The organism is Stenotrophomonas sp. Ste96, assembly GCF_024519495.1.
Classification (GTDB): Bacteria; Pseudomonadota; Gammaproteobacteria; order Xanthomonadales; family Xanthomonadaceae; genus Stenotrophomonas; species Stenotrophomonas bentonitica_A.
Genome location: NZ_JALJRX010000001.1, coordinates 164,436 through 187,078, shown reverse-complemented (window position 1 = coordinate 187,078; position 22,643 = coordinate 164,436). Strand labels below are relative to the sequence as shown.

The 22,643-nt window shown below is 67.9% G+C and carries 21 protein-coding genes; 11 read left to right on the top strand and 10 right to left on the bottom strand.

Annotation, left to right across the window (positions count from 1 at the left end; genetic code table 11):
* Positions 1–65: 65 nt before the first annotated feature.
* From lldR to OC373_RS00830, 4 genes are all read left to right on the top strand, one after another.
* Positions 66–830: a transcriptional regulator LldR gene (lldR, locus tag OC373_RS00845; RefSeq protein WP_070427410.1), complete on the top strand. Its 765-nt coding sequence runs from the start codon at positions 66–68 to the stop codon at positions 828–830.
* Positions 831–833: 3 nt separating this feature from the next.
* Positions 834–1,994, top strand: coding sequence for an FMN-dependent L-lactate dehydrogenase LldD (lldD, locus tag OC373_RS00840; RefSeq protein WP_261996801.1), 1,161 nt, complete (start codon positions 834–836; stop codon positions 1,992–1,994).
* Positions 1,991–3,703 carry a D-lactate dehydrogenase gene (dld, locus tag OC373_RS00835; RefSeq protein WP_070425299.1) on the top strand — a complete coding sequence of 571 codons (1,713 nt, stop codon included), beginning with the start codon at positions 1,991–1,993 and terminating at the stop codon, positions 3,701–3,703. The genes lldD and dld overlap by 4 nt, the downstream gene beginning before the upstream one ends.
* An 84-nt stretch (positions 3,704–3,787) precedes the next feature.
* Positions 3,788–4,399 (top strand): SMI1/KNR4 family protein, encoded by a 612-nt coding sequence (locus OC373_RS00830; protein WP_261996800.1) that lies wholly within the window; start codon positions 3,788–3,790, stop codon positions 4,397–4,399.
* 126 nt (positions 4,400–4,525) lie between these two features.
* Here the strand turns inward: OC373_RS00830 and OC373_RS00825 are convergent, their stop codons facing one another.
* On the bottom strand, positions 4,526–4,831 hold the full coding sequence (locus OC373_RS00825; RefSeq protein ID WP_019185084.1) for a hypothetical protein: 306 nt from the start codon (positions 4,829–4,831) through the stop codon (positions 4,526–4,528).
* Between the two features lie 170 nt (positions 4,832–5,001).
* On the opposite strand from OC373_RS00825, the gene OC373_RS00820 reads away from it, so the two are divergent.
* The 7 genes from OC373_RS00820 to OC373_RS00790 all read left to right on the top strand — a co-directional run bounded on the left by OC373_RS00820 (position 5,002) and on the right by OC373_RS00790 (position 12,228).
* Positions 5,002–5,496 carry a DUF1543 domain-containing protein gene (locus OC373_RS00820; protein ID WP_070425297.1) on the top strand — a complete coding sequence of 165 codons (495 nt, stop codon included), beginning with the start codon at positions 5,002–5,004 and terminating at the stop codon, positions 5,494–5,496.
* 100 nt (positions 5,497–5,596) lie between these two features.
* Entirely contained in the window at positions 5,597–6,226 is a 630-nt protein-coding gene (locus OC373_RS00815) for a decarboxylase (RefSeq protein WP_070425296.1), read from the top strand.
* An 86-nt stretch (positions 6,227–6,312) separates the two neighbouring features.
* Positions 6,313–7,101, top strand: coding sequence for a CDP-diacylglycerol diphosphatase (locus OC373_RS00810; protein ID WP_237393545.1), 789 nt, complete (start codon positions 6,313–6,315; stop codon positions 7,099–7,101).
* Positions 7,102–7,402: 301 nt separating this feature from the next.
* Positions 7,403–8,170 carry a SapC family protein gene (locus tag OC373_RS00805; protein ID WP_019185088.1) on the top strand — a complete coding sequence of 256 codons (768 nt, stop codon included), beginning with the start codon at positions 7,403–7,405 and terminating at the stop codon, positions 8,168–8,170.
* A 198-nt stretch (positions 8,171–8,368) separates the two neighbouring features.
* Positions 8,369–11,092 (top strand): TonB-dependent receptor, encoded by a 2,724-nt coding sequence (locus OC373_RS00800; RefSeq protein WP_261996799.1) that lies wholly within the window; start codon positions 8,369–8,371, stop codon positions 11,090–11,092.
* A gap of 106 nt (positions 11,093–11,198) precedes the next feature.
* Positions 11,199–11,666 carry a GNAT family N-acetyltransferase gene (locus tag OC373_RS00795; RefSeq protein WP_261996798.1) on the top strand — a complete coding sequence of 156 codons (468 nt, stop codon included), beginning with the start codon at positions 11,199–11,201 and terminating at the stop codon, positions 11,664–11,666.
* Positions 11,667–11,793: 127 nt separating this feature from the next.
* Positions 11,794–12,228, top strand: coding sequence for a hypothetical protein (locus OC373_RS00790; protein ID WP_261996797.1), 435 nt, complete (start codon positions 11,794–11,796; stop codon positions 12,226–12,228).
* Positions 12,229–12,245: 17 nt separating this feature from the next.
* Here the strand turns inward: OC373_RS00790 and OC373_RS00785 are convergent, their stop codons facing one another.
* From OC373_RS00785 to OC373_RS00745, 9 genes are all read right to left on the bottom strand, one after another.
* Positions 12,246–13,625, bottom strand: a complete 1,380-nt coding sequence (locus tag OC373_RS00785) for a serine hydrolase (RefSeq protein WP_102789615.1) — start codon at positions 13,623–13,625, stop codon at positions 12,246–12,248.
* 120 nt (positions 13,626–13,745) lie between these two features.
* Entirely contained in the window at positions 13,746–14,465 is a 720-nt protein-coding gene (locus OC373_RS00780) for a DUF2968 domain-containing protein (RefSeq protein WP_026070082.1), read from the bottom strand.
* Between the two features lie 92 nt (positions 14,466–14,557).
* A complete protein-coding gene (locus OC373_RS00775; protein WP_261996796.1) occupies positions 14,558–16,729 on the bottom strand; it encodes a TadG family pilus assembly protein in 2,172 nt (723 codons plus the stop codon).
* Positions 16,730–16,733: 4 nt separating this feature from the next.
* Complete coding sequence (locus OC373_RS00770; RefSeq protein ID WP_261996795.1) at positions 16,734–17,192, bottom strand: DUF3613 domain-containing protein; 459 nt, start codon at positions 17,190–17,192, stop codon at positions 16,734–16,736.
* Complete coding sequence (locus tag OC373_RS00765) at positions 17,189–18,097, bottom strand: Flp pilus assembly protein TadD (protein WP_261996794.1); 909 nt, start codon at positions 18,095–18,097, stop codon at positions 17,189–17,191. Before OC373_RS00765 ends, OC373_RS00770 begins: the two co-directional genes overlap by 4 nt.
* Positions 18,098–18,102: 5 nt before the next feature.
* The gene (locus tag OC373_RS00760; RefSeq protein WP_261996793.1) at positions 18,103–19,053 is read right to left on the bottom strand and encodes a type II secretion system F family protein; all 951 of its coding nucleotides are present in this window, start codon (positions 19,051–19,053) and stop codon (positions 18,103–18,105) included.
* Between the two features lie 30 nt (positions 19,054–19,083).
* On the bottom strand, positions 19,084–20,025 hold the full coding sequence (locus OC373_RS00755) for a type II secretion system F family protein (protein ID WP_261996792.1): 942 nt from the start codon (positions 20,023–20,025) through the stop codon (positions 19,084–19,086).
* A 2-nt stretch (positions 20,026–20,027) separates the two neighbouring features.
* Positions 20,028–21,380 (bottom strand): CpaF family protein, encoded by a 1,353-nt coding sequence (locus OC373_RS00750; RefSeq protein WP_261996791.1) that lies wholly within the window; start codon positions 21,378–21,380, stop codon positions 20,028–20,030.
* The gene (locus tag OC373_RS00745; protein WP_261996790.1) at positions 21,365–22,600 is read right to left on the bottom strand and encodes a fimbrial protein; all 1,236 of its coding nucleotides are present in this window, start codon (positions 22,598–22,600) and stop codon (positions 21,365–21,367) included. The genes OC373_RS00750 and OC373_RS00745 overlap by 16 nt, the downstream gene beginning before the upstream one ends.
* Between the last annotated feature and the right edge of the window lie 43 nt (positions 22,601–22,643).

The following is a 22,643-nucleotide window of genomic DNA, read 5'->3' as shown; positions in this document are numbered from 1 at the left end:
CCATGCGCGGCAGTCCGGCCACCGGCATCGACCCCATCGCCCGCCCCGCGGGCGACAATGGCGGCATGAAGAACGAACGCCTGTCCGACAAGGTGGCCGCGCAGCTGCGCAGCCTGATCCGTGAGCAGAACCTGCAGCCGGGTGACCGCCTGCCGGCCGAACGACCGCTGGCGGTGCAGCTGGGGGTCTCGCGCACGGCGCTGCGCGAGGCGATCGCGCAGCTGGCCAGCCAGGGCCTGCTGAGCGCGCGGGTCGGCGGCGGCACCTACGTGAGCGAGCCGGCGGCCCGTGCCCGGCAGGCCATCGATGAGCCGTTGATCCCGTACCTGCCGCTGTTCCAGGGCGACCCGGAATACCGCTTCGACGTGCTGGAAATCCGCCACGCGCTGGAAGGGGCGACCGCCTGGCATGCGGCGCTGCGCGCCACCGACGAAGACCGCGCGAAGATCCGCCAAGCCTTCGACACCATGATGGCTGCGCATGGCAAGGACGATCCGGCCGGCGAAGCGCAGGCCGATGCGGCCTTCCACCTGGCCATCGCCGAGGCCTCGCACAACCTGGTGCTGCTGCAGGTGATGCGTGGCCTGTTCGAGCTGCTGCAGACCAACATCTCGCAGAGCCGCGAGAAGCTCTATACCTCCGCCCGCACCTTCGAGCCGCTGTCCGTCCAGCACCGCGAGATGATGGATGGCGTGCTCTCCGGCGACCCCGAACGCGCGCGTGCCGCCGCACACGCGCACCTGGAATTCGTGCACACCTCCCTGCGCACGCTCGATGACAACGAGGCCCGGCGCGCACGTGCGTCACGGCTTCCTTCTTCCCACGGTTGACCCATGATCATTTCCGCCTCCACCGATTACCGCGCAGCGGCACAACGCCGCCTGCCGCCGTTCCTGTTCCACTACATCGATGGCGGCGCGTATGCCGAGCACACCCTGAAGCGGAACGTCGCGGACCTGTCCGAGATCGCGCTGCGCCAGCGCATCCTGCGCAACATGTCCGATCTGAGCCTGGAAACGGAGCTGTTGGGTGAGCGCCTGGCGATGCCGGTGGCGCTGGCGCCGGTCGGGCTGACCGGCATGTATGCGCGCCGCGGTGAAGTGCAGGCGGCGCGGGCGGCGGCGAGCCGGGGGATTCCCTTCACGCTGTCCACCGTGTCGGTCTGCCCGATCGAGGAAGTAGCTCCGGCCATCGATCGGCCGATGTGGTTCCAGCTGTATGTCCTCAAGGATCGCGGCTTCATGCGCAATGCGCTGGAGCGGGCCAAGGCGGCTGGCGTGACCACGCTGGTGTTCACGGTGGACATGCCCACGCCGGGCGCGCGCTACCGCGATGCGCACTCGGGCATGAGTGGCCCGAACGCGCCGGCGCGGCGCATGCTGCAGGCGGTGACGCACCCGCGCTGGGCATGGGACGTGGGCCTGTTCGGCCGCCCGCACGATCTGGGCAACATCTCCACCTATCGGGGCAGCCCGACCGGCCTGGCCGATTACATCGGCTGGCTGGGCAACAACTTCGATCCGTCCATTTCGTGGAAAGACCTGGAGTGGATCCGCGAGTTCTGGAGCGGACCAATGGTGATCAAGGGCATTCTTGATCCGGACGATGCGCGTGACGCCGTTCGCTTCGGGGCTGACGGCATCGTCGTCTCCAACCACGGCGGTCGTCAGCTGGACGGGGTGCTGTCCACCGCGCGGGCGTTGCCGGCCATCGCCGATGCGGTCAAGGGTGAGCTGAAGATCCTGGCCGATTCGGGCATCCGCAACGGCCTGGACGTGGTGCGCATGATCGCGCTCGGCGCCGACAGCGTGCTGCTAGGCCGTGCCTTCGTCTATGCGCTCGCCGCGCAGGGCGAGGCCGGCGTGGCCAATCTGCTGGACCTGATGGCCAAGGAAATGCGCGTGGCGATGACGCTCACCGGCGCCAGGACCATCGCCGACATCAGCCGCGATTCGCTGGTGGACGCCACGCGTCGCCTCGCGGCCGCACCATGAACGCGGCATCCCGGGGCACGGCAGCGCTGCTGGCGCAGCTGCGCGCGATCGTCGGCGACGCACACGTGCTGTGCGGCGACAAGCCGACCCGGCGCTTCCGCAAGGGCTACCGTTTCGGCGATGGCCCGGTGCTGGCCGTGGTCCGCCCGGGCACGCTGCTGGAACAGTGGCGCGCCCTGCAGGCCATCGTGGCGGCCAACGCGATCGTGATCATGCAGGCGGCCAACACCGGCCTCACCGGCGGTTCCACACCCGATGGTGCCGACTATGACCGCCCGGTGGTCATCCTCAACACCCTGCGCCTGACCGGTGTGCAGCTGATCAACGAGGGCCGCCAGGTGGTCTGCCTGCCCGGGGCGACGCTGGACCGGCTGGAGAAGGAGCTGGCGCCACTGGGCCGCGAACCACACTCGGTGATCGGCTCGTCGTGCATCGGTGCCTCGGTGCTGGGCGGGGTCTGCAACAACTCCGGCGGCTCGCTGGTGCGACGCGGCCCGGCCTATACCGAAATGGCGTTGTTCGCCCAGGTCGATGCCAACGGCAAGCTGCAGCTGGTCAATCATCTCGGCATCGCGCTGGGCGATACCGCCGAGCAGATCCTGGAGCGGCTGCAGCGCGGCGACTACGCGCCCGCTGACGTGGACAACGGCAACGACCGCGCCGCCTCCGACCCGCGCTATGCCGAGCAGGTGCGCCAGGTCGATGCAGCCACGCCCGCCCGCTACAACGCCGATCCTTCGCGCCACTACGAAGCCTCCGGCTCGGCCGGCAAGCTGGCGGTGTTCGCGGTGCGGCTGGATACGTTTGCGCGCGAGCCCGGCGAGGTGTTCTACATCGGCAGCAATGCGATGGAGGATCTGACCGCGATCCGCCGCCATCTGCTGACCGCGTTCGAGCGCCTGCCGATCTCGGGCGAGTACCTTCACCGCGAGGCGTACGACATCGGCGAACGGTACGGCAAGGACACCTTCCTGCTCATCGATCGCTTCGGCACGGCCAGGGTGCCGGCGGCGTTCGCGCTGAAAAGCCGCGTCGATGGATGGTTCGAAAGCCTTGGCCTGCGCGGGGTCACCGACCGCGTGATCCAGTGGGCGATGCGTTGCCTGCCACGCCATCTGCCCGCGCGCATGGGCCAGTTCCGTGACCGCTACGAGCACCACCTGCTGCTCAAGGTGTCGGCGGTGGATGCCGCCGCCACCGAAACCTTCCTGCGCACTCACTTCGCTGGCAGCGAGGGCGACTTCTTCCAGTGCACGGCCGAGGAGGGGCGAAAGGCGTTCCTGCACCGCTTTGCGGTGGCCGGCGCGGCCGTGCGTTATCGCGAGGTGCACCGGCGCGAGGTCGAGGACATCGTGGCCCTGGACGTGGCACTACGGCGCGATGACCGCGCGTGGGTGGAACACCTGCCGGCCGAACTCGACGCACGCTTGGCCGGCAAACTGTATTACGGGCATTTCCTGTGCCATGTGTTCCATCAGGATTACATCGTGCGCAAGGGCGAGGATCCGCTGGCCATCGAGCACGCGATGTGGGCGCTGTTGGACGCGCGTGGCGCGGAGTATCCGGCCGAACACAACGTGGGCCATCTGTACCCGGCCAAGCCGGCCCTGGCGGCGTTCTACCAGCAACTGGATCCGAGCAATACGTTCAACCCGGGCATCGGCCAGACGCCCAGAACCCGGCATTGGAGCGACTGTGGAATGCACTGACGCGAAAATGTCGCGCCATATTCGTATTTGTTGCATTTCCTGCGGAGCCCCAAGGATCTAGCGTTGGCTGCGGAATGATCCAACGTGAGAAAGGCAGTGCGCATGCATCAGGCGGCTGAAACATGGAACGAAATCAAGGCGATCCTCGCGCGGAAGGATTGCCTTACCGAGATGGGACTCCAACCGGGTGCCAGCGAGAAGGCGCTTATCGATCTCGAACACCATTTGGGAGTGGCTCTTCCGGAGCTGCTCAAGGCCATGCTGAGAATCCATGATGGACAAACAGCGTTTGGCGTCCTGTTCGGCATGCAGATGTTGTCCACTCAAGGCATTCGATCTACCTGGGATGGATGGCGGAGTATTGAGGAGGACGAGCTCAACAAGGAATTTGCGTGGAACATGGCGTCCCGACCGCCGGGGGCCGTCAAGCCCATGTATACCAACCCGCACTGGATTGCGTTGAGCCGTGACGCCGGCGGGAATCACATGGGTCTGGATTTTGATCCAGACCATAGCGGTAGCGTTGGGCAGATGATCGTTTTTGGCAGGGATGAAGACACCAAGATCCTGCTCGCGCCCGACATCTCCCCCTTTTTCCTCCACGCCATTGAGTGGCTGAAGCAAGCGGACTGGGATGGGGAATGCCTCACAAACCGCGCCGATGGCGGATATGCACTACCGGCAATCTTCCAATAGGCAGCCGCTCAGCGTTGAGCGGCGTTACCGGCGTGAGGCCACGGTAGAGCCACCCCATGGGTGGCTGCCCTGAAACCTGCGATACGCCGGCACAGCCACCCATGGGGTGGCTCTACCCGCGGGGCTTCATTCGCAGCGGACGGCGGTAATCACGTTGTCCTTGTCGATGAACACCCGCAGCCGATCCTGGCGCAGGTCACGGGTGGTGATCGTGGCCGGGCCGATCGGGTTGATCAGGCCGGCGCCGCTCTGCACCAGCAGCTTGCGCATGTTCGCCTCGTCGGCCGGCTGGCCGATGGCCCAGCCCAGGGCATCGGCCTTGCACAGGCCTGGACCCTTGATCTCCGGGCCCGGCGTGCTCACGCACGCGGCCAGCGAGAGGGTGCCGGCGAGCGTGATCGCGGCGAGGGGGTAACGGAAAAGGGATGCCATCGGGTCGCTCCTGCGGGGTCAGGCGCCGACCATACCACTGCGGTGTGCACCGGCGCGTGGTGGGCGCCCCGCGACCGTTGGACGCAGCCCACGCGGCTGCTGGGGCGGGGCGCAACGGCCACCGGCGCTACACTGGCGGCCTCTCAGATCGGCCATGCCGGGAGTCGCAGGTGCTGCACGTGTTCATGCTGGGTGGGCGACATGCCCGCGCCCGGATCGAGGTCCACGACGTGGCCTTCGCCAACGTCGATGCCATTGAAGAGGCCTACCCGCAGCTGCGCCAGGACTGGTTCGGTGAGCGGAAAGGGCTGCATCTCGATGGCTGGCTGGCGGTGGATGGGGTGGAGGCGTACCGGGTGCGCTTCGGCGACGCGGCCCCGGCCGTGGGCGCGCCGCGCCTGTACTTCCTCAATCTCGGCGGGTATGCCGCCGGCGCGCTGGGCGAGGCGCACGATTACCGGCTGCTGGTCGCCACGGATGCCGAGGCGGCCAAGCGCAAGGCCAAGGCCCTGCGCGATGCCAGCTGGTTCAAGCCGCATACCGATGCCCTGCTGGAGGTGGATAACTGCATCGCCATCGACCAGGTCGGTGGCCGCCACGTGCAGCTTGAGCGCGGTGAGCACCGCGGGATCACCCTGGTCAGTGACTACATCGTGATCGGCTGAGCGGCGCCGATTGCCCGCCGGCCCGCTGCTGGCGCATAGTGTCGCGGTCTTGTGAGGTCCGGCGATGTCGCCGCGACAGGTCAACCAACGGAAGTAGCGCATGCACAGCAGGAAGATCACGGCCGCATTGATCGTGACACTGGGAATGACGATGGCCGGCAACGCCGTGGCGGCCGAGCCGGACGCACCGGTGTTCGGTGGCTGGCGCAACCTGCATTCGGCCAGTGGCGCCGAGCCGGTCCTGAGGAACCAGCCGTTTGCGATCCTGCCGCGCGAGGTTGCCAGGGGCGAGCGCTTCGCGATCCTGGACCGCGAAAACAAGCAGGCGGTGTGCTGCCTGGTGGTAGACAGTGACCGTCTCGATGCGATTGCCCTGGAAACCAGCTACCGGCTGCCCGGGGTGTGGATCGCCGATCTGCTCGGCAACGAGGACTACAACCGCCGCCACGGCGACCCGCACGTGTTTGCGATGAAGCGCGAGGGCGACCTGGTCGACCATGTCTTCTCGCAGGAAGGCGGCGGTTACAGCGACCTCGGCGGCCTGCTGCTGCCGGCCGGTGCCGCGCTGGATGCCGGCGGCAGCGGCGTCAAGTTCGGTACCACCACGTACCGCCTGCAGGTGCAGTCACAGCGCTTCGCCGATGACAATGGCGCGCTGGACCGCTACACCCTGCAGCCGCCGGCACCGGCCGCACCGGTGGTGGTCGAGGTGCCGTACAGCACCTACTGACACGGAAGCGACAGAAGCGGCGCGGTACAATCGCGCCCGCCCATCGGCACGGCCGGCTGGGCCCGCATTCCTGTCCGAGCTTGTCCGTGATCGCCCGATTGTCCTTGCCCTGTGCGGTGCTGCTGTTGGCAGCCTGCGCCACGCCGCCCCGGCCGCCGGCCAGGCCGCCTGCCAATCCAGACGCCCTGTGGGGCATCATCCAGCGCGACTGCGCCGGCGAGGCCGCCCCTCGCGGCAGCTGCCTGGCCGTGTCTGCCCAGGCGCAGCGGCGCGATGTGCTGCTCAAGGATTCGCACGGCCACTACCAGTTCCTGGTGCTGCCGTTGGACCGCATCTCGGGCATTGAAAGCCCGGCGCTGCTGCGTGCCGGTGCCCCCAACTACTTCGCCGCCGCGTGGAAGGCGCGCAGCCACACCGAGCAGGCACTCGGGATGGCACTGCCGCGCGATGTGGCCAGCCTGGCCCTGAATTCGCCCCATGGCCGCTCCCAGCACCAACTGCACATCCACGTGGATTGCCTGCGCGCGGATGTCCTGGCCCAGCTGCGCCGGCTGCAGCCGGTCATCGGCGCCAGCTGGCAGCCGCTGCCGGAGCCGTTGCGCGGGCATGCCTATCTCGCCCGCCAGTTGCCCGGTGCCGAGCTCACCGCGAACCCGGTGCGTCTGCTGGCCGCCCATCTGTCCGATCCGGCCGATATCGGCAACTGGTCGCTGGTGGTCGCCGGGCAGACCGGCCCCTCCGGTGCGCCCGGTTTCGTGTTGCTGGCCACCCGATTGGACCTGGCGGCGGGCAACAAGGCCAGCGGTGAGGAGCTGCAGGATCACGCCTGCGCCGTATTGACCGGTGCCGCCGGCCCGCTGGACGGTGTGCTGTGAGGCGGTGCCAGGGCAGGGCGCGCAGCATCGGCTTGCGCATGGCCGGGTAAAAACGTCGCACCTGCGCACCGTGTTGGATCCGGCCTGCTCCTGGCGGGGTGTATCTCGCTTCCCGGACGACGCCTGTATCGCCGATCAGAGGCAGTGCCGGGCTACCGTGGAATCACCGGACGATCGCGGGGCGCGGGGAATCCAGCGCGATTGAAATAAAAACCACGGACGTGGCACGTTATAGTGGCCGTTCAATGCGGTTCCCGCTTTCGCGCCCGGGCTGACTGGCGCGACGTATCCGACTTAATCCATGACTGCTGAAACCACGACTCCGCCCGCCGCTGCGCCGTCCCAGGCCACCGGTCCGCTGTTCTACCAGGCGCCCGTTCCGCTGCGCTCGGATCTGCACGCCGCCTGGCGCCTGGTGCCGGACACCGCGCATTTTGCCGGGGAAACCAACGCGATCCCCGCCGTGATCGGCGAATTCGGTTCGCTGGCCCAGCATTACCCGATCATTTTCACCGGCAAGGACGCGATGCCGCTGGTCGCCGTCGGCCTGGCACAGCGCAACCTGTTCGTCACCGATGGCGTGTGGGACGAGCAGAGCTACGTGCCGGCCTACGTGCGCCGCTATCCGTTCGTGTTCATGCAGGCCGGTGATCAGGACGAGTACGTGCTCGCGCTGGATTCGGCCGCCAGGCAGGTCAACCAGGGCCAGAGCGAAGACGGCGTGCCGCTGTTCCAGGATGGAAAGGCCACCGAGATCGTCGACAACGCCATGCGCTTCTGCGGGGATTACACCCGCGAGCATGACCAGACCCGCCGCTTCACTGCCGCCCTGATCGAAAACGAATTGCTGATCGACCGCAACATCGACGTCACCCTCGCTGACGGCCGGCAGATGTCGGTCAACGGTTTCCAGGTCGTGGATGTGGAAAAGTTCGCCGCGTTGCCGGACGCCACCGTCGTGGCCTGGCACCGCAGTGGCTGGCTGGCGCTGGTGCACCACCACCTGAGCTCGCTGGCACGTTTCAGCGCGCTGGTGAACCGCCAGAGCGCGCTGCCTGCCGACGCCTGAGTCCGGGCGCACGGCGTGTCACGGAAACGGCGGCCGCAGGGCCGCCGTTTTTCGTTGCTTAGGCAAAATATCGATAAGCATATCGCGGGCGGTCATTTCCTCCTTCTCCGCCTGTTCAGCAGAATCACGGCCCCTCCCTCACTACGCTCCGGCACGGGCCCGACCCCGCCGGCACGTACGTCTTTACCGGAAATCTGCATGTCTGTGCTGTATCGCCCGCTGCGTCGGCGGGCCCTGGTTGTGTCGTTGTTGCCTTTGCTTGGTGCGGTATCGCTGGTCCACGCGGCCGATGCACCCACCCAGCTGGAGGCCGTCACCGTCACCGGCTCGCGCATCCCCCGCGCCAGCGTGGAAGGCCCATCCCCGGTTACCGTGATCACCCAGGAACAGATCGAGGCGCAGGGCTACCGCAGTGCGTTCGAGGCACTCAGCGCGCTGACCGAGAACACCGGCAACGTGCAGGGCGAGGATTTCGGCAACACCTTCACCCCGGCTGCCAACACCATCAACCTGCGCGGCCTCGGCCCCAACCGTACCCTGGTGCTGGTCAACGGCCGCCGGCAGTCGGACTACCCGCTGGCCTACGAAGGCTCGGTCAACGTGGTCAACCTGGCCAACATCCCCAGCGCGCTGATCGACCGGATCGAAGTGCTGGCCGGGGGCGCCTCGGCGGTGTACGGCTCCGATGCGATCGCCGGCGTGGTCAACATCATCCTGAAGAAAACCTATGACGGCGTCGGGATCAATGTCCGCGCCGGCACCACCGAACAGGGTGGCGGCGACAACCAGCGCCTGCAGGCGGTCGGTGGCGGTTCGGGTGAGAACTGGGACGCGATCTTCGGCCTGGAGATCGCCAACCGCAAAGCGATCTACGGTTCGCAGCGCGACTTCATGGATTCGCTCACCGACGATCCGCGCGGCGTGGCACCGCTCGCGACGGCCGTGGCGTATCGCCGCAACGCCTCCACCAACAACTACATCGATCCCGGTGCCGATGGCTGCGATGCCGCCAGCACGTTGTACGGCGGCAGCGTCTTCCGCGCGCAGAATCCCCGCCAGGGCTGGTACTGCGGCAGCAATGAAGCCGCGCCCACGTTCTGGACCGTGCAGACCGAGAAGCGCAACATCGATGCGTACAGCGCGGTGACCTGGCGCTTGAATGACCGTCAGGAACTGTTCGCCGATGCGGCGATCGGCACTGCGCGCATCTACAACAACACCCGCGCACCGAGCTGGACCTCTTCGCGCAATTATTTCTACAACCAGAACAGCGGTCAGCTGGAAAGCTGGTACCGGCGTTTCGCGCCCGAAGAGATCGGTGGCGTGCAGCGCAATGCCAACCGCTTCCTGGAGCAGTCGTGGTCGTTCAACGTCGGCGCCCGTGGCAGCATCGGCGGCTCGGACTGGGATTACGAAGCGGCCTACAGCCGCTCGCGCTACGAGAACAGGACGCAGCGCCCGGGCCTGCTGGCCGGCATCAATGCGTACCTGCTGGGCCCACAACTGGGCACCCGCGATGGCGTTGAAGTGTATGCGCCGGATCCGTCGCGCCTGTACCAGCCGCTGACCCCGGGCGAGTACGAGGGGCTGTCGGACCGCTACGAGAGCCGCAACGCTGCGTGGCTGCAGACCGCCAGCGTCAGCGTCAACGGCCAGCTGTTCGATCTGCCCGGCGGCCGTGCAGCGCTGGCCGCCGTGGTCGAAGCCGGCAGCCAGGGCTACCGCAACCGCCCGGACCCGGCCTTGGGACAGGGCGTGTTCTGGAACCTCAACGCCGGCATCCCGGCCGGTGGCGAGCGCGACCGCTATGCCGCCGGGGTGGAGCTGCAGCTGCCCTTGCTGGAGCGCCTGACCGCGACCGTGGCCGGTCGCTACGACCAGTATCGTGCTGCCGGTGATCATCTGGGCAAGGCCACCTGGAGCACCGGCCTGGAGTTCCGTCCGTTCGATACGCTGCTGCTGCGCGCTAGTGCAGCAACCAGCTTCCGTGCGCCGGACATGAACTACGTGTTCGCCACCGAAACGCGTGGCTACAACCCCGGCATGACCGATTACTGGCGCTGCCGCAGTGCCGGCCAGGCGTACGACGACTGCGATTTCAGCGGCCTGGCGATCGACTACACCAGTGGTGCCAATCCGCAGCTGCAGCCGGAAACCGCCAAATCGTATGGACTGGGCTTCGTGTGGTCGCCGTCGGCCAATCTGGACTTCACGGCCGATTACTACGACATCCGCATCGACGATGAGGTCACCAACCTGGATGCCACCCGCATCCTCAAGGATGAAGCCGATTGCCGCCTCGGCCAGACCGTGGGTGGCGACGCACGCGATATCGGCTCGGCACAATGCCAGGACGCGCTGCGTCGCGTGATCCGCAACCCGGCCGACGCGGCAGTGCAGCCGAACCAGGTCGTGCGCGTGCTGATCAACCCGATCAACGCCGCCTCCGAAACCGTGCGCGGCATCGACCTGAAGTCGAACCTGCGCTGGGACGCGGGCCGCTATGGTCGTTTCTCCGCCCGCGTCGCGTACTCGCTGGTGATCGATCACAGCTACCGCCAGTTCGCCGGCGATGACGTGCAGGACCAGCGCAACTCGCTGGATTCCTACCAGTGGCGCAGCAAGGTCAACGGCAGCGTGACCTGGGCGATCAACGACTGGACCGCCACCCTGTACGGCATGCGTTACGGCTCGTTGCCGAAGACCGACGGCAGTGGTCGCATCGCGCCGTACATGACCTACAACGCCAGCCTGTATCGCAAGCTCAACGACAACGCCACGCTCGGCCTGATCGTCAACAACCTGCGCGACAGCCGCCCGCCGGCGGACAAGGACGGCGGCGGCTGGCCGTTCTATCCGGTCGGCAACTACGACCCCTACGGCCGCCAGCTGTGGCTGGAGTTCGATTACCGCTTCCTGTAAGTCCCTCGCGGGCCCGGCAATGCCGGGCCCGCTGCGTTTGGGTCTACAGCGCATGCGACGGTATACTGCGCGCCGCCGAGTGTTCCGGCGGTTGCAGGAAGCACGCATGACCCACCCGATTCATTACCGTCGCGCCGTGTCGGGCGATGCCGCTGCCTGCATCGATCTGCGTGGGCGCACCCGCGAAAATGCATTTTCCGCGGCCGAGCTTGCCGGACTCGGCATCACCGAAGACAGCTGGGCGGCCGGTATCCGTGACGATGTACTGCCGGGGCATATCGCGCTGGAAGGCGAGCACATGGTCGGCTACTGCTTCGGCGATCGCGACGGCGGCGAGATCGTGGTGCTGGCAATGCTGCCGTCCCATGAAGGGCAGGGCATCGGTCGGCGGCTGCTGGATATGTCCATCGCCGATCTAGTCGAGGCCGGGCATTCGCGGCTGATCCTGGGGTGTGCGGCGGACCCTGCGGTGCGCTCGCATGGCTTCTATCGCTACCTGGGCTGGCGGCCGACCGGCGAGATCGACGCCCTGGGTGACGAAGTGCTGGAACTGCACGTGGGCGCCAGGCCATAGCACCTGGGTAGGGCATGGCAGTGATGGCGTGTCAGGGGCATGCGCATCGCCCGCTCACTGTGCAGCCGGTCACGGCTCGGTGATCCGCCGCTGAAACATGCTGGGCGCATCTGGACGGAGCGATGCGATGCCTGCGTGGTGGCTGACCCTGATGATGAGCGCCACAGCGGTGGATCTGCCGCCGCGACAGGTGCATACCTGCCTGGTCGACGGCGCGCGTCATTATCAGTCCACCCCGTGCGAGGGACGCACCGAACGCATCCGCGAGATGCCGCCGTCCGCCGATACCTGGGCCAATGAGATCCATATCGAGTCCGTGCGGCAGGAACTCCAGGCCAAGCGGCGTGCGGAGGCTGCGCCCGCGCGACAGAAGCGCCCGCCGCGACGCAGTGTCCGCCCGACGCCCGCGATCCGGGGGGCGGTCATCTCCGTGCATGCCGATCCTGTCCATTGCACCGCCGCGCGACGCCAGCGCGAGACGGCCTACCGGAAAGCGGGCGGCCGGCCGAGCCTGGCGCTCAGCCGGCGAATGGATGACCTGGTGCACGATGCGTGCCGGTAGTCAGACGGCACGCACGCTCATGGCTGCGCCATCAGATACCGCGCCACGGCATCAAAGGCGGGCAGGGTGGTCGGGTCGTTGGCGCTGTTGGCTGCGACCGGATGCGAGCCGAAGCGCGCGATCACCACCCGTGCGGTGGGGTCGATGTACAGCGCCTGGCCATGCACGCCGCGCGCCATGTAGGCGCCATGGTCGTTGTGGGAGATCCACCACATGCCGCGATAGCTCCAGCCCGGCAGCTGCGCGTAACCGGCCTTGGCAAAGGCCTGTTTGCTGCCGCCGGCCCGGATACGGGCGATCGCGGCGGCGGGCACGATGGGCTGGCCGTCGACCTTGCCGTCGTCGAGCAGCAGTTGGCCGACGCGGGCCAGATCCCGCAGGCCGGCATTGAAGCCGCCGCCCGCAAACGGCGTGCCGGTGGAATCAACGGTGTAGTACGCGTCCTGCTCGGCGCCCAGGCGTTGCCAGATGCGCGACTGCAGCAGCTGTGCAACCGACTGCCCCGTGCGCCGGGCGATGATCCAGCCCAGCGCGTCCGTGTTGATCGTCTTGTAGCCGAACGCCTCGCCGTGGCGGCCCTGCTTCTGCACGGTCTGCAGGTAATCGTAATAGCTGCGTGGCCCGGTGTAGCCGGGGGCCGGGGGCAGGGTGCTGCCCGCGGCGGAAAATGCCCAGACCTCGGCGTTGGGGTCGGCGTAGTCCTCGCTGTAGCGCAGTGCCGTGGTCATCTCTAGCACCTGCCTGACCGTGGCATCGCCGAACGCGCTGTCCTTCAGCTCGGGAACAATCGCGCTGACGCGCTGGGTTTCATCGATCACCCCCTCGGCGACCAGCATCTCGCCGAGCAGGCCGGTCATCGATTTGCTGACGGACATCGCGCCGTGCTGGCCGTGCTCGTCCAGGCAGCCGCTGTAGCGCTCGTAGACCACCACCCCGTCGTGCAGCACCACGATGCCGTCGGTGTAGTTGGCCGACAGTGACTGTGCCCAGGTCATCTGACGGTGGGTGCCGGTGGGCGTGAACGACAGCGCGTCGATCGCGGCATCCAGCCGGCGCGGCAGGTCACGGGCCGCGCCGGGGCCCCGGCTGACGCCCACGGTGGGCATCAACTGGCGGAAATGGCAGGCCGTCCAGCGCAGCTTGGGGAAACTGAAATAATCGTCATCCGTGTAACGGATGCGCTTGTCTTCCGGCGGCGGCGCGCCCTGCATCCAGCCGAGCAGCCTGGGATCGGACGCTTCGGCCGACAGCGGCGGCGAGGTGGGCGAGGCCGGAGCGGCAGTGGCGGCGCCCGGCAGGGCGAGCACCGCGACCAGGGCCGCGGCCAGCCGGGCGCGGGATGACGCCAAGGCGGCGCGCACGCGGGTCAGGGCGATGTGGGGGCGCGGAACGGGCATGGGGCACTCCTTGCTGATGCGCAGGACGTCTGTGCCACCAAGGGTACTGCACCGGAATGAAAGACGGCGCCATCGGCGCCGTCCGTGACGTGCCCTGCCGGGGCAGGGCGCGCGATGCCGTTACGGGTTGCCGGGGTTGCCCTGCGGCGCCGGTGCCGGCGTGGCCGACTCGGCTGACGGCAGCGACAGCGCCGGGTTCAGCTGCTGGGCCTGCAGCATCTGGATGCGCTGGTTGAGCGCGTCCAGTTCGCTGTGGCTGCTGCGCAGGTCGGTGCTCAGGCTGACCGCCTGCTGCTTGGCCTGTTCCAGCGAGGCGCTGACCTGCAGCGACTGCTGGCGCTGGAGATCGGCTTCCTGCTGCAGGCTGCGCAGCCGCTCTTCGTTGTAGGCGACCAGGTTTTCGGTATAGCGCTTGCCGGCCTGCAGGCGGGTGGTATCGATATACACCTGGGCCAGCTGTTCGGTCTGTTCGACGAAGGTGCGGTAGACCTTCTCGGCGTTGTCGACCGAATCGGTCTTGATCACGCGCCAGAAGTCCTTCTCGTGGAACAGCGCCACGTAGTAATTCAGCGTGCTGGTATTGAACAGCAGGCTGGCACCGTAACTGCCGTTATAGGTGGTGCGCAGCTCGGTGAGCTGCTTGGAGTCGACCAGCTGGCGCAGTTCGTCCACGGTATTGCGGACCACCGGCGCCGGGCGAACGGCGGTCTCCACGGCCGGCTCGGCACGCGGCGCGCGCGCGGCCAGGGCCTGCGGAATGACGCTCAACGACAGCAGCAACACAATCCCACCGGTCAGCGCGTGCGCGACGATGGAACCAACCCCTTTTCTCTCTCGCATATTCAGGCCATCCACGAGTGGATTATCAGTGAAGTAAAGTCCCCGCCGGAGTCTAGCACGCACAATCGCGTGGCCTGCACTTTGCCGCAGCGTCAATAAACCAACTGTGCCGGGGTGCACTGGATGGACTGCATGTGCACGTCGGTCCGCCCCAGCTCCAGCCCGAGCACCTGGGCCAGCGTCTGCGAGAGCAGGGTGCCGACGCCGTTGAGCAGCGGCTTGAGGGTTTCCAGCACCGGGGTCAGCGCCAGGCACAGCAGGCCGCTGCAGCGGACCTGGTCAGTGCCCGGGTCGGTGACTCCGGTTCCGCCGGCGAGGTCCTCCAGGCCGCCCGGCCGGGTCTGCAGGTAAGAGGCCAGATTGGATTTGACGCAGTTGTTGTAGTTGAGCAGGGTACTGAGCAGGCTGTTGCAGCGGTTGATCACCAGCCCACCGAGCAGGGAGCCGAGCAGGCCACTGAGCCCGCCCATTCCCTTTCCGGTAACGGTGGCGTTGTAGCCGTCCCAGACCGAGCCGGTTTCAAAACAGGTGCCAAGATTCAGCGCGCCACACGCGTGCGGTACGCCGCCCACGACGTCCCAGTCGCCGAGGGCGCCGATGCCGCGTGCCGGGTCACCGTGTCGCAGCAGGGCAATGGTCTTCTCGGCGTCGTAGAAAACGTTGCCCGGATTGGCGGCCTTCAGATACTGATCCGCCAAACGATTGGCGGTGGCGGCATCGGTGCTGCCCTGCTTGCCCGGGGTGACCACGTTGCTCAGCACGCGCAGCAGTTCGCTCACCAGGCCGGAGATGGCTGTGCCGACCTGGGCCTGGTTGAAGTAAGTGGAGGCGGTCTCTCCGGCCGCAAGGGTGACGCTCTCATCGCGGGTCAGCGCATTGAGGGAAATCTTGTCGGTGACCAGCGGTGCGCCCAGCAGGGTCAGCAACTGCTCGTTCTGCAGCCCGGCATCGCACACATTGCGCTGCGAAAATTCGTTGGCGGCGGCCACGCGGCCGACGCAGGCGCGCAGCAGCGAGGACTGCACCCGCACCGTGGCCGTTGGCGGGGTCGCGCCGCAGTTGAGCGCGTCCAGTGTGCCCATCGCGTTGGTCACATCGGCATAGATCGGCAGGTTGAGGCGGATCCCCAGCCCGCTCAGCACGGGGCCGAGCAGCGCCAGCCCGCCGGTATCGATGTTGATCTTGAGCCGCACCTGCGCGTTGTAGGCACGGGTGCCGACGCCGCCGATCGCGATCGAGGGCGGTTCGATGATCGCCGCGCGGGTCTGCACCAGGCCCAGGATGTTGAGGTTGTTGACCGCCACGCCGTTGCCACCGCTGGCGATGCTGATGCTGGTGGTGATCAGGTCCAACGCGCTGATGTCGGCCTGCAGCGCTGGCGAAGCGGGGCCTTCGGGCGCGACGATGCGTGCGAACAACCCGCCGGTGCTGTCGGTGCTGCCGAGCTGCACGTTGAGCTGGTTCAGATCGACCTTTGCCGCGAGCGCATTGCGCAGTGCCGTCAGATCCACATGGGTGACGCCGCTGTTGGTGAGCACCGTGGCCGTGGCATCGAGCAGCTGGCCAAGCGAGACCCGGTTGGCGGCCAGCAGGGCGTTGAACTCGGCGATACCGATGTTGGCCTGGACCGGAATGCCCAGCGCCTGCAGCAGGCCGCCCGGGGTGACCTTCGCCTGGGCCAGGCCGTCATAGCCAAGCAGGGTGGTGCGGTCCAGGTTGACGCCCACCAGGTCGAGCACGTTGCCCAGCGGCGTATTGCCATTGACCCGCAGCAACTGCGAGCCCACCGAGAACACCGCGATCGGCGGCGCACGCGTGGCCACCGCCTGCGCACGGATCGTGGGCAGGCGCGTGTTCTGGCCGAAGAACGGCACCACCGAACGGGTGGCGACCACTTTGACCGCATTGAGCGGGTTGGCCGCGTCGGGCGTCACGCTGAAATGATCCCCCGCGCCGCGTGCAGGGTTCCAGTTGCCGCAGTGGATCACCAGGGCGCCGGAAAAGCCGTTGTCCCGCTCTGCATTGCTGCGGGCAGCCCCGTTGTCCTTGAGGTCCGCGCGGCACAGGTCCAGGCGCTGCGCACCGGCGACGGCGGCCAGGTCGACCACCTTCTGCGCATCGCGCTTGGCCCAGTACAGATAGCCCACTTCCACCAGGCCGAGCATCCCGACCAGACCGAGCAGGACCAGCATCATGGTGACCGACATCCCGCCGCGCAGCCGCCGCCGGAACGGCCGGGGCGCACGAACGCTGGACTGGTGCATGGCATCAACCTCCGTCGTTGGAACCGCCTACGTCCTTTTTCACACTGGTCTTGAGGAACTCGGGAATCTCGTGCTCGAAGCTCTTGAGGTAGCGCGCATAGCTGGCCGCGGCCTGGTCACCCAGGATCGGCAGGCGCGCCCCCGCGTGGGTTCCCTGGGCCTGCATCCGCAGCAGATCACGGGTGGTCTGGCCTATCTCGCTGCGCGGCGCGGGTGCGGGAGGCATGTAGCGCCCGGGCGCGGCGTCGGTGTAAGCCGGCGCGCGATCGACGTAGGTCGGCACAAGCGCCGGGGTCTCTGGCGCCGGCAGCGTCGCGGTGGCGACCGGCGGGGCCTGCTGTCCGCCAAGCATCTGCCCGGTGAGCGGTGCCTGCTGCGCCATCGCGGGCAGCGCTGCCACCATCAGCAGCCACGGCAGGCCAGCGTGCAGGAACGTAACGGGCAGGCGACGCAACTGATTCATGGCGTGGTCTCGCTGGCAGGAGTGGGCGTGCTGAAGCGTTCGAGCATCGACGGCGCCAAGCGCGCATCGGCACGCGTGCGGTGATCGGTATCGATGGCGACCCTGCGCTGCGCCGGGCGCCCGGCAGCGGCGCGTGGTGCAGGCGTGGCGCCGCTGCCGGGCGCGGCGGCCGCCGTGGCGACGCTGGCGGGTGCACGCTGCACCGACGGCGCCGGCGCCGCCTGCTGGCGCAGCTGGTCCGCCAGCCGGCGGACTTCGGCCTGCGCGCTGTCGGTCAGGCGCGCGTTGCGCATGATGGTGTCGGCCATGTCGTTCTGGCCGCGCAGCAGCGCCCAGACCGCCAGGTTGGCGTTGGCCTTGGCACTGCCGGGCGATAGTTCGGCGGCCTTGGCCAGCGGCTCCTGCGCGCGGGTCCAGTCGCCGGCGCGCAACCGGGCGAAGCCCAGATCGCCGAGGTAGCCGGTGTTCAACGGCTGCAACTGCACGGCCTTCGCCAATGCCTGCTCGGCACGTGCCGCGTCGCCATCGCGGGCGGCGATCAGGCCGAGTCCGTGCCACGCCGCGGCCGCCTGCGGGCCGCTGGTCAGGCTGCCGTACATGGCCAGTGCCGCCTCGCGCTGGCCGGTTTCGCGCAGTGCATCGGCATTCAACAGGCGCAGTTGGGGACTGTCGCCATAGCGTTGGCGATACGCCTCCACGTGCGCCAGCGAGGCGTAGTACGCGCCCTGCTGCTGCATCTTGGAGATCAGCTCGAGGTAAAGCTGTTTGTCGTCCTGCGGGGCCACCTCGGGCGAGGCCAGTGCCATCGGATCCTGTCGGTAACCGTTGCGCACGTTCGAACAGGCCGCGCAGAGGGCAGTTGCGGCGAGCAGCAGGCAAAGGCGGGAAAGCACGGCGTGGTGCATGGCGTTCAATCCAGTTTGGTCAGGGCGGAGGCGAGGGCGATGATGGCCGGGCCGGCCAGCACCAGCATCAGCGCCGGCAACAACGTCAACATCATCACCACGGTCATCTTTACCGAGAGCTTGCCGACCTTCTCCTTGAGGGTGGAACGGCGCTGTTCGCGCAGGCGGATGCTGAACTGGCGCAGCGGCTCCTGCACCGCTCCGCCATGTGCGTGGACCTGCAGGATCAGCTGCACCAGGCTGCGCAGGTCTTCGTCGTCGAACGACTCGCCCAGCCGGCGCAGCGACTGCTCGCGGCTGCGCCCGTGCATGTAGGCGATGTTGGCCTGGTGGATCTCGCGGCCGAGGACCGGGATCGCGTTGCGCAGTTTGTCGCCCAGGGTCTGCAGGCTCTGGTCCATGCTGAAGCCGACGCCCTGCAGCAGGCGCAGCAGGTCGATCAGCAGCGGCAATTCCGCCGAGACCTGCTTGCGCAGGCGCATCGCCCACGCACGCAGGGCGAACTTCGGCAACAGGATGCCGAAGGCCAGCGCGCCGAAGATCACCATCGCGCGGCTGAAGCCGGTGCTGTGGTTGAAGGCCAGCACCAGGACCAGCGTGGCCACGGCGATCAGCAGCCGAAGGGCAAGGAAGATCGCGGTGCCGGCGTTGGTGTTCCAGCCGGCCTGGTCGAGCAGCAACCGGTCTTCCGGTGCCAGCAGGGCGGCTTCGATGCGGCCGCCGTTGAAACGCTGGCCGAGCGCGGCGACCGCAGCGAGCCAGCGCTGGCGCAGGCTGACCGGCGGCTGCTGGGCCGGGGCAGGGGCGCCGGCGGCATCGCGCGGCCGCAGGGCGGCCTGCAGGGCGTCCTGGTGGCGTTGCTCGCGCCCGCTCAGCACCCAGCCGCGTAGCCCGAGCAGGCCCACGCCGGCGGCGAGGACCAACAACGTAGCGATCCACCAGCCGTTACTGCTCATGCGGACTCCCGGTGGAAGAAGGGCGGGCGCTCATATCGACTTGGCCAGCCGGTACAGCAGGAAGCCACCGATCAGTTCCAGCCCCAGCGCCCACAGCAGCAGCTTGTGGCCGAGCGGCTCCTGGATGATCGGCTGGAAGAAGTCCGGACTGGTGATCGCCATCAGCACCGCGCTGATCGGCGGCAGCAGGCCGAGCACCCAGGCCGACATGCGGGTCTCGGAGGTGGTGGCCATCAGCTCCTGCTGCGCCTGGTCCAGGTCGCGCATGAAGTCGGCCATGCGCTGCAGGATCTGGTCGGCGCGGCCGCCGATGCGGACACTCACGCCGAGCACCACCGACAGCACGTTCAGGGCTTCCAGCCGATAGGGCTGGGCGGCCTGTGCCAGGGCGCGGTCCAGGTCCAGGCCGCTGCGGGTATAGGACACAGTGGCGTCGAGCAGGCCCCGCAGCGGCATCGGCATCTGCGCGGCCGAGGTCTGGAAGGCCATCTGCAAGCTGTTGCCGAGGCCGGCCAGGCGCACCAGATTGTCGAGGAAGTCCGGCAGTTGGCGCAGCAGCTTGGCCTGCAGCCGGGTGATCCGCCGTGATACCCAGAACCAGGCCGCCAGCGCACTGAGCACCAGTACGATCGGCGCGGCCCACACCGTGCCAAGCCGCGCAGTGGCGATCCAGGCCAGCAGTGCCGCAGCGGCGATGATCATCAGTGGCACCCGCCAGCCGGTGGGAAGCGCGGCGCGCCGCATCAGCGCGTCCCAGGGCAGGCCGGCGGGGGCACTGGTGACCGGCATCGGCGGGGGCGGGGCGTCGCTGATGCCGGCCAGGCGCGGGGCGGCGTCCGGTCGCGCCAGCCGCTGTTCGGCGTGCTGCAGTGACAGCCGGCGCTGCTCGCGCGCGGCCGCGCCGCCCCACAGCTCTACGGCCAGCGCCACCAGTATCAGCGCCGCACTGCACAGGAGCAGGACGAAGGCCATCCTCAGAAGCCTCCGCCCAGTGCTTCGCGCAGCTGCCGCCGGAACGGTTCGAGCTTGTGCGAATGGGGCTGGAAGCCGAGCCCGACCCAGCGGTCGTACTCCTTGCCGTCGCCATCGATCTGCACCTCGTGGCGGAACATCTCCTGGGTGGCGATCATGTTGTCGGTGACGCCGGTGATTTCCGTCATCGAGACCAGCACGCGACGGCCGCTGCCCAGCCGCGAGATCTGCACGATGAAGTCGATGGCGCTGGCGATCTGCCGGCGCAGGCTGTCTTCGCTGCCCTGGAACCCGGCAAAACCCGCCAGCATCTCGATGCGGTACAGGCAATCGCGCGGCGAGTTGGCGTGGATGGTGGCCATCGAGCCGTCATGGCCGGTGTTCATCGCCTGCAGCATTTCCAGCACTTCGGCGCCACGTACTTCGCCAACCACGATGCGGTCCGGGCGCATGCGCAGGCTGTTGCGGACCAGGTCGCGGATGCTGATCGCGCCGTTGCCGTCCGCACCGCCGATACGGCTTTCCAGACGCACGACATGCGGGTGGTTGAGCGAGAGCTCGGCGGTGTCTTCGACGGTGATCACGCGCTCGTTGGCGGGAATGTAGTTGGCCAGGGCATTGAGCAGCGAGGTCTTGCCCGAGCTGGTGCCGCCGGAGACCAGGATGTTGCAGCGGCCCAGCACCATCGCATGCAGCAGCGCCTGCATCGGCCGATCGAACGTGCCCATGCGCAGCAGCTCGTCCGGGGTGAACGGATCCTTGCGGAACTTCCGGATCGAGACCATCGGCCCATCCACGGCCAACGGCGAGATGATGGCGTTGAGGCGCCCGCCGTTGGGCAGCCGCGCATCCACCATCGGGTTGGATTCATCCAGGCGGCGGCCAAGCGGCGCCAGGATCCGGCGCAGGATGCGCAGCAGGTGGCTGTCATCGCTGAAGCGCTGCGGCGCCCGCTTGAGCATGCCGCCCTGGGAGACGTGGATGTCCTTGTAGCCGTTGATCAGGATGTCCTCGATCTCCGGGTCATGCAGCAGATCGTCAAGAGGGCCGAAGCCGGTCAGCTCTTTCACCAGTGCAGTGGCGACGATGTCCTTCTCGGCCTCGTTGATCGGAATCCGCCACTCGTGCACGAAGCCGGCGGTCTGCGCGTGCACGTAGCGCGACACGGTGTCCGGTGCCCACGCGTCGATATCGATGCGCTCGTCCTCGATGCTGTTGAGCAGGTGCTCGTGCGCGGCGATCAGCACCTTCTGGTACTGCTCGGTCTGCTCGAACGGCTGCACGCCGTGCTCGGCGTCGGCACCGGGTTCGGCGCGGGCGGTGGTGGACGGAAACGGAGTCACTTTGTCTTCCATGGGGAACCACTCAGGCGAAGGGCGAGGTGTTCCCGCCAGCCCCTGGCCGGCGCGGGGGCCGTCGGATCCAGGTGCGACAACAGCGGGGCAAGGGCACGCACATACGGATCACGCGGCGCGTCCTGCAGCAGCAGGCGGCCATGGCTGGCACTGGAACGCAGTGTGGGCCGATCGGGCAGCACTGCCAACAGGGGCAGTTCGAAGCGTGCCGCGATCTGCGCCGGGCTCAAGCCGCTGGTATCGTCATGGCGGTTGATGATCAGCTGCAGCCGGGCATCGCGCGCGCCCACCTGGGCCAGGTGGCGAAGCATCTGGTCCAGCGAGACCAGGGTGCCTATGGACTGATCGGCGATCAGCCAGAGTTCGTCGGCACTGTTGAGCAGGGACACCGGCAATTGGCGCAGCGGCACGCCGCCCAGGTCGCACAGGACGGTGTGGAAGACGCTGCGCAGGCGCTGCATCAACATGCCAGGGTCGGGCAATGCGGTGCCTTCCATGCCGGGTGGCTGGCCGAGCAGGGTGACGCCGGCTGGATGGTGGGCCATCGCGGTGCGCGCCAGCGTGGCATCGATGCGGGCGGCATTGCGCAGCGCATCGTCGAAATGGAAGGTGGGGTCGACGTTGAGGTAGAGCGACAGGTCGCCGGTGGGTTGGCCCAGGTCCAGCAGCAGCGTACCGGCATCGGCCGGTGCCGCATCGCCGGCCGCTGACGGGTTGGACAGCGCGGTCTGGCCGGCGAGGACGCCCAGATGCGCGGCCAGGGTACTGCTGCCCACGCCGGGGCGGACGCCCAGCAGCAGCACCATGCGTGCGCGCGCCGGCGGCGCCACCGCAACGCTGCTGCGGCCCTGCGCGGCGAGCGCGGCAGCGCGACGGAGCACTGCTTCCATGTCCTGTGGTGCGCTGTCCAGGTCGAGCAGATCGCGCAGGCCGGCGCGCAACGCGGCGACCACGCCGTCCATGTGATCGGCGTGGGTGGAGCCGATCGCCACCAGCGGCAGCTCCGGGGCCTGGGCCTGCAGCTGCCGGGTCAGGGCCGCGGAGAAGGCGGCGTTCTCATGCCGGTAGTCCAGCAGCACCACGCAGCCGGTGTCGCGCAGCGGTTCCAGCGCCGAGGCCGGCGCTGCGCTGTCCAGCCACTGCACCGTGCCCAGCGACGGCAACAAGGCCGACAGCAGGGTGGCCAGTTCGCGGTCCGGCGCAAACAGCACGAGCTTCATTGAAGCATCCCGTGGTTGGACCAGCTGCAGGGTGGCGGACATG